The organism is Luteibacter sp. P4_E6, assembly GCF_056401535.1.
The window spans coordinates 1-7,671 of record NZ_JBFUJE010000174.1 but is presented as its reverse complement, the minus strand read 5'-3'; the positions used below and the strand labels follow the sequence as shown (position 1 = coordinate 7,671).

General features: G+C 67.6%; 3 protein-coding genes. All 3 read left to right on the top strand.

The features are described 5' to 3' along the window. A partial coding sequence (locus AC1DT2_RS11940) for an aminotransferase class III-fold pyridoxal phosphate-dependent enzyme (protein WP_477296405.1) occupies positions 1-692 on the top strand: 692 nt, incomplete at its 5' end. Further along, positions 689-7,063, top strand: coding sequence for an amino acid adenylation domain-containing protein (locus tag AC1DT2_RS11935; RefSeq protein ID WP_477296403.1), 6,375 nt, complete (start codon positions 689-691; stop codon positions 7,061-7,063). The genes AC1DT2_RS11940 and AC1DT2_RS11935, both read left to right, overlap by 4 nt. Before the next feature lie 25 nt (positions 7,064-7,088). Beyond that, the coding region (locus tag AC1DT2_RS11930; RefSeq protein WP_477296401.1) for a glycosyltransferase at positions 7,089-7,671 on the top strand (583 nt) is incomplete at its 3' end.

Genomic DNA, 7,671 nt, shown 5'->3' with positions numbered 1-7,671 from the left:
GTGCCCAGGCTGTCCTCGGGATCGACGCGGATATGGCCTCCTACGGCAAGGTCGTCGGCGGCGGCTTCCCGATCGGCGTCATCGCCGGCAAGCGCCGCTTCATGGACGCGCTGGACGGCGGCCACTGGCGCTTTGGCGACGACTCCACGCCGACCGTGGGCGTCACCTATTTCGCGGGCACCTTCGTGCGCCACCCGCTGGCCCTGGCCGCCGCGCACGCCGTGCTCACCCATCTCACGAACGAAGGCGGCCAGCTGCAGACCACGCTCAACGCGAAGGTCACGGCCATGGCCGAGCAACTCAACGCGTTCTGCGTGAGCGTCGGCGCACCGATTCACGTCGTCCACTTCGCTTCGGTGTGGAAGACCACGTTTACCGAAGACCACCCGCTGCAGGACCTGCTCTTCGCCATGATGCGCAGCCGCGGCATCCACATCCTCGACAACTTTCCCTGTTTCTTCACCACCTCACACAGCGACGCGGATTTTGCCGCTATCGCCACAGCGTTCCGTGAATCGATTCTCGAAATGCAGGAAGCGGAATTTCTGCCGCGCCGCCGCGAAACGCCTTCCTTCGATACCGAGCGTCCGCCCATGCCGGGTGCACGCCTGGGCAAGGATCCCGAAGGCCGTCCCGCCTGGTTCGTTCCCAACCCGGATGCGCCGGGCAAGTACCTGAGGGTCACCGCATGACGCAGAACGAGCTGGCCGCCGCCACAGCGGTCGACTATGACCCCTTCGCCGGTGCGCCGCTGTCGCGGCTTGTGCCGACCACGGAGCCGCAACGCGAGGTGTGGCTGGCATCCCGGCTGGAGCCGGAAGCCTCGCTGGCATACAACGAAGCGGTGTCGATCAACCTCAAGGGCTTGCTCGACGTGCCGGCTCTCGAAGCGGCCCTGCAGGCGATCGTCGATCGCCACGAGGCCCTGCGAGCCACGTTCAGCAGCGACGGCGAAGGTCTCTTCGTCGCCGAACACACGACGCTCCCCGTCGCCTTCCACGACCTCTCGCTCCTTGCGCCCTTCGAAAGTGATGCGCGCATCATGGGTGCGCTCCACCGCATCGTCACCACGCCCTTCGATCTCGAACACGGCCCCCTGGTGCGCGCGGAGCTGTTCCGCCTCGCCGCGGACCGTCACCTGCTCACCATCGCCGCGCATCACATCGTGTGCGATGGCTGGTCTTTCGGCGTGATCGTGAACGATCTCGCCGCCCTCTACGCGCAGCGCACGGGCCACGGCACCGGCCCGGCCGACGCCGGCGCGTTCTCGAACTTCGCGTTGGCCGAGGCCGCGCACGCCGGCACCGGGGCAGCCCGTGAGGATGAACAGTACTGGCTGGGCCGGTTCGCCGGTCCCGCGCCCGTGCTGGACCTCCCTACGGACCATTCCCGTCCCCGCCGTCGGTCGTTCACCTCACGGCGCGAAGACCGCACGCTGGATCCGACCGAGGTCACCGCGATCAAGCGCCTGGGCGCCGCCCACGGTGCCAGCTTCTACGCGACCCTGCTCACCGCCTTCGCCGTCCTGCTCCGCCGTATCGCGGGGCAGGACGATGTCGTTATCGGCATGCCTTCGGCAGGCCAGGCGGCGGAGGGCCACGACACCCTCGTCGGTCACTGCGTCAATGTGTTGCCCCTGCGCACGCAGATCGACGACACAACCACCTTCGCGCAGTTGCTCGGCACGGTACGCACCGACCTGCTCGATGCCTTCGACCACCAGCGCTATACGCTGGGTAGCCTGCTCGCCCGGCTGTCGATCGCCCGCGATCCCTCGCGCCTGCCCCTGGTGGCCGTGCTGTTCAATCTCGATGCCCAGCTCGACGAAAGCACCGTGACCTTCCCCGGGTTGCGCTTCGATGTCGAAGCCATACCGCGCGCCTACGAGAACTTCGAGCTCTTCGTCAACGCCGTGCAGGTTGGCGGCGGCTTGCGCCTCGAATGCCAGTACAACGCCGATCTGTTCGATGGCGCGACGATCCAGGGCTGGCTCGACGCCTACGCGATGCTGCTCCGTCAGGCCGCCATCGATCCGACCCTGGAGGCCGTCGCGCTTCCGATCGTCTCCGACGCGGTATACCGCGAACTGGCCGCACTGCAACCCGCGCCGACGCCATTCCCCGAACTCCGCCTTGCCCACGAATTCTTCGAGCAGCAGGTGGACCGCGCGCCGGAGCGCTCGGCCGTGCGTCATGCCGACCGCTCACTCAACTATGCGGCACTCGAGTCACGGTCCAACCGTGTGGCCAATGCCCTGCGCGAGCGGGGCATCGGCCACGGCGACCTGGTCGGCCTCTCGCTTGCGCGGGGTCTCGACATGGTTGCGGCCGTTCTCGGTGTGCTCAAGTCCGGTGCCGGCTACGTGCCCCTGGATCCCACCTTCCCGGCCGATCGTCTTGCCTTCATGGCGGAGGATGCCGCGCTGGCCGCCCTCGTCGTCGACGACAACGCGCCCCTGGCCTTTCCGTTCGACCCGACACGCGTCCTCGCGCTTACCAGTGAAGAAGTGGTGCACGCTTCCTTCGAGCGCCCGGAACGTAATCGCAAGGCGGCCACGCCCGATTCGGTGGCCTATGTGATCTTCACCTCCGGATCGACCGGCCGCCCCAAGGGAGTGCGCGTGCCGCACCGCGCCGCGGCCAACTTCCTCACCAGCATGCAGCGCGTCCCGGGCATCGCTCCCGACGATCGTCTGGTCGCCGTCACGACCCTGTCCTTCGATATCGCCTTCATGGAGCTGATGCTCCCGTTGACCAGCGGTGCCGAAATCGTCGTCGCCGGTCGTGACGACGTGCGCGATGGCGGGCAGCTGCGTCGCCTTATCGAAGAAGTGGATGCCACGATGATGCAGGCGACTCCCGCTGGCTGGCGGTTGCTCGTCGACGCCGGCTGGAAAGGTCGCCCCGCGTTCCGCGCGGTCTCCGGCGGTGAACCCCTGCCGGTCGACCTCGCCGAGGCCCTGCTCGATCGTTGCGGCGAGGTATGGAACGGCTACGGCCCGACCGAAACCACGGTGTACTCGACCTACTGGCGTGTGTCCGACCCGCGCGAAGGGATCTACATCGGGCGTCCCATCGCGAATACCACCGTGCACATCCTCGATGAGCGCGGCAACCACTGCCCACTCGGCGTGCCCGGCGAGATTCACATCGGCGGTGCCGGCGTCACGCTCGGCTACCTCGATCGTCCGCAGCTCACCGCGGAACGTTTCGTTCCCGATCCCTGGGCGGAGGCACCGGACTCACGCATGTACCGGACCGGCGATCGCGGTCGTTGGCTCGCCAACGGCATGATCGAACACCTGGGCCGCCTGGACTTTCAGGTGAAAGTTCGCGGCTACCGCATCGAGCCGGGTGAGATCGAAAGCGTGCTCGCCGACACCCCCGAGGTCGGCCGCGCCGTTGTCATCGCGCGTGAGGACCGTCCGGGCGACGTGCGCCTGGTGGCTTACGTGGTGGGTCGCGAGGGTGCCACGGTCAGTGAGGACACGTTGCGCTCGCGCCTGCGTTCGCGTCTGCCCGACTATATGATTCCGCAACACATCCTCATGCTCGACGCGATCCCGCTGCTGCCCAACGGCAAGATCGACCGCAAAGCCCTGCCGCCGCCGATCGCCCACTCGGTGGCGACACCCGGTGAACGAATGGCGCCGCGCAACGACGACGAGCGCCGCGTAGCCGCCGCCATGGAAGCCGTGCTCAGCCTGCCCGACCTCGACGTGCGCGACGACTTCTTCGCGCTGGGGGGCCATTCGTTGCTCGCTGCGCAGCTCACGGCGCGACTCAACCGCGAGTTCGACGTCACGCTCTCCTTCCGCACCCTGTTCGACGCGCCCACCATCGAGCAGCTCGCCGCCGCCATCGGCTCGCAGGTGGCCAGCGGGACGGCACCCGCCGCCGCACCGATCGATCACCGCGCACATCAGGACCAGGCGCCGCTCTCGCTCATGCAGCGTCGCCTGTGGGCACTCGAGCGCATGCATCCCGGTCGCGTCACCTACAACGCGCCGTCCGCGCACCGCCTTCGTGGTCGCCTCGACGAACATGCCTTCGACATGGCCTTCCAGGCCTTGATCCAGCGGCAGCCAAGCATGCGTACCGCGTTCCGCGACGTGGGCCAGGATATCGCGCAGGTCGTCTCATCGCAGCTGGAATACCCCTTGTTCCCTGCGGAGGATCTCTCGGACCTGCCCACCGAAGAACGCGAAGCACGCCTGATGCACCGCCTGCAGGAGCTCACCGATACGCCCTTCGACCTGGGCAGCGCTCCGCTCTTCAGCGCTCGCATGTTTCGCCTGTCCGCAGACGAGCACGCGTTCTTCTTCATGCCGCACCACATCATCTGGGACGGCTGGTCGTTCGACATTCTCTACAACGAACTGTCAGCGCTGTATCGCTCCTTCGTTGCCGGACTGCCCTCGCCGCTGGCTGCGCTACCTGTCACCTACGGCGATTTCGCCGAGTGGCATTCGCACTGGCTGGACTCTCCGGCGTTCCAGTCGCAGCTTGGCTTCTGGCGCGAGCGTCTTGCCCAGATGGGCGACGTGCGGGCATTGCCGACCGATCATCCGCGCCGTCCGGGCATGTCCGGGCTCGGTCGCACGGAGTGGATCCGCGTCACGCGTGAAGACACCGACGCGATGCACGACGTAGCCAGGCAGGCCGACGCCACGCTCAACATGACCCTGCTCGCCCTGTACTACGCCATGCTGTCGAGCTCGGCGGGCCAGCACGAGCTGGTTGTCGGTACGCCGGTGCGCGGTCGCAACCAGACCGAAGTCGAATCGGTCATGGGCTACTTCAACAACCTGCTTCCGCTTCATGTGAGCGTGGACCCTGCGCTCTCCTTCCTCGAATTCGTGCGCCACGTGAAACGCACGGCGATCGAAGCCTTCGGTCACCCGGACGTGCCACTGGAATACCTGCAACGCGAACTGAAAGTCGGCCACGGTGCCAGCGCCACGCTCTACCAGGCCCTGTTCTCGTTCCAGGATGCACGCCAGCGCTCGGTGGACTGGGGCGGACTTGCACATGAACAGATCCTGCTGTTCCAGAGTGCCGCGACCGAAGACCTCGGCCTGTGGTTCCTCGAAAGCCACAACGGCATGGTCGGCGGCGTCACCTATAACGCCGACCTGCTCCAGGCGAGCACGGCGCGCCTCATGCGCGAGCGTTACCTGGACATGATGAAGCGCGTCGCCGCCGATCCTTCCCTCTCGGTGGGTTCACTCACCGCGGCCACACCGGCCGAGCGCGAAAAGATGCGCGGCTGGAACGCCACGGGTAGCGACGCCCATCTGCCGCTCGACCTCTACGCCATGGTAGAAGGCGGCGCGAAGCTCTCTCCGGATGCGGTGGCGATCATCCATGGACCGCGCAGCACCACCTTTGTGGCGCTGCTGCGCCGGGCGCTACGCATGACGACCCTGTTGCGCGACCGTGGCGCCCTGCCCGGTAGCGTGATCGGCCTCTGCGTCGATCCGGGTGCCGACCGCCTTGCCGGCCTCCTCGCCATCGCGCATGCCGGCGGCACCGCCCTGCTCCTCGACCGCGCCGACCCCGCCGCGCGCCTGCGCGACATCGTGGCCGACGCGCGGATGACCGTGATGATCGGCGACATGGCACTCGAAGCCACGCTGGACTGGCCACGTGCCTGCGCGCTGTGGCTCGACGCGGATCATGCCGAAATCGAAGGCGTGCGCCTCGACGATGTCGTGGCAGGTGCTTCTCCTGAGCCCGATATGCCGGCCGTCGCGTTCCACGTTCCGGGTGCCGATGGCAACGCACGTGGTGCGGCCCTCTCGCATCGTTCCATAACCAATACAGTCGAAGGCCTGATCAAGGCACTCGACCTGCGCGCCGGTCAGCGCATCGGTGGCGATGCCCTGGCTACCGATCCCCTGTCGATGATCGAGCCCCTGCTCGCCCTGGCCAGCGGTGCGACCTGGGTCGTGCAGGAGCCGCAGGACCTCGCGCGCGGTGAACTCGGCGCGCTCGACCGCTTCATCGCCACGCCGGAGACCTGGCACGCCTTGCTCGAGCAGGGCTGGGCCGGCGATCCACAGTTGCAGGCGGCGATCGTCAGCGGTACGCCCACACCGGAGATGGCCACCCATGTCGGCGAACGTACGGCCGGCCTGTGGACGCTGTTCGGCGATGCCCTGTCGGCACCCGTCGCCACCTGTGGTCGCGTCGACCGCACCGTCGATGCCTTGCATGAGGGCCGCCCCCTTGCGAACAGTGAAGTCTGGATCCTCGACGACGATGGCGAACCGTCGCCGATCGGGGCGACTGGTGAGTTGGCCATCGCTGGCCGCGGCCTGGCGGCAGCCTTCGGTACGCGGGCGCTCGCCGATCGCCAGCCGGGCGACGACCGCCTGGTCCGCACGGGCTATCGCGGTCGCTGGCTCGCCGACGGCATGGTGCAGGTGCTCGACCGTGACGACCGCCGCATTCGCCGGCACGGCCTCGACATCGAACCCACCGCCATCGAAACCCTTCTGCTCGCCCAACCCGGTATCGTCCGGGCCCTGGCGGTACCTCGCATCGGTCACGCCGGCGATCACCACATCGATGCCTACGCCGTCGCCGCGCCGGGTTGCCAGCCGGACGCGGACGGCGTGCGCGCCGCACTCGCCGCCCACCTGCCAGCCTGGTCCATGCCGGCCAGCCTGACGCTGCTCGATGCCCTGCCGCTGCTGGCTACCGGTGAGCCGGACATCGCCGCGCTGCCGCTGCCGACTGAACAACAGCCCGGGAACGGCACGCCGACCAGCAACGAACCGCGCACGCAAAGCGAGCGCCTGCTCGCCGCCGTGTGGCAGGAGCTGCTGGGCATGTGCCGGATCCGCACCAGCGACAACTTCTTCGATGTCGGTGGCCACTCGCTGCTCGCCGTCGACATGGCCATGCGCGTGCAGAAACTGACGGGCGTGCAACTCAACCTGCTCGATATCGCAAACGGCACGCTCGGCACGCTCGCCGCGGATCTCGCCCTGGCTCCGCCAGCGGCGCCGACCGCCTCGAAACGTGGCCTGTTCAGTCGTCTGCTCGGGCGCGGTTGACACACACGGCACCGGGGGGAATGCCATGATTTCGCACATTGCCTGGCTCGCCTGCTGGACATCGGCCCTGCTGCTTGTCCATGTCTTCGTCGGCTACCCCGTGTTGGTGTGGCTGCAGGCACGCCTGCGCCCGCAGCCGGTGGCACGACGGGCCATCCTGCCGACGGTGAGCATCGTGATCGCCGTGCACGACGGGGCCGGCTTCATCCGCGCCAAGCTGGCCAGCCTGCAGGCGTTGGACTATCCACCGGAACTCATCGACATCGTGATCGCCTGCGACGGTTGCCACGACAACACCGTGACCACGGCGCGCCGCTCCACCGACGCGCGCCTGACTGTGCTGGATTATCCGAACCGCCGCGGCAAGGCCGCCWGCCTCAACGACGCTGTCGCTCTCACCCGCGGCGACGTGCTGCTCTTCACCGACGTACGGCAGAAGCTCTCGCCCACCGCGTTGACCGAACTGGTCGCCAACCTTGCCGACCCCACTGTCGGCGCGGTGGGTGGTGAATTGCACATGGAGAACGTGCGTACGGGGTTCGCCCAGGGCGTCGATTTCTACTGGCGCTACGAGAAAGGCATCCGTCATGCGGAGAGCCGCTCCGGGT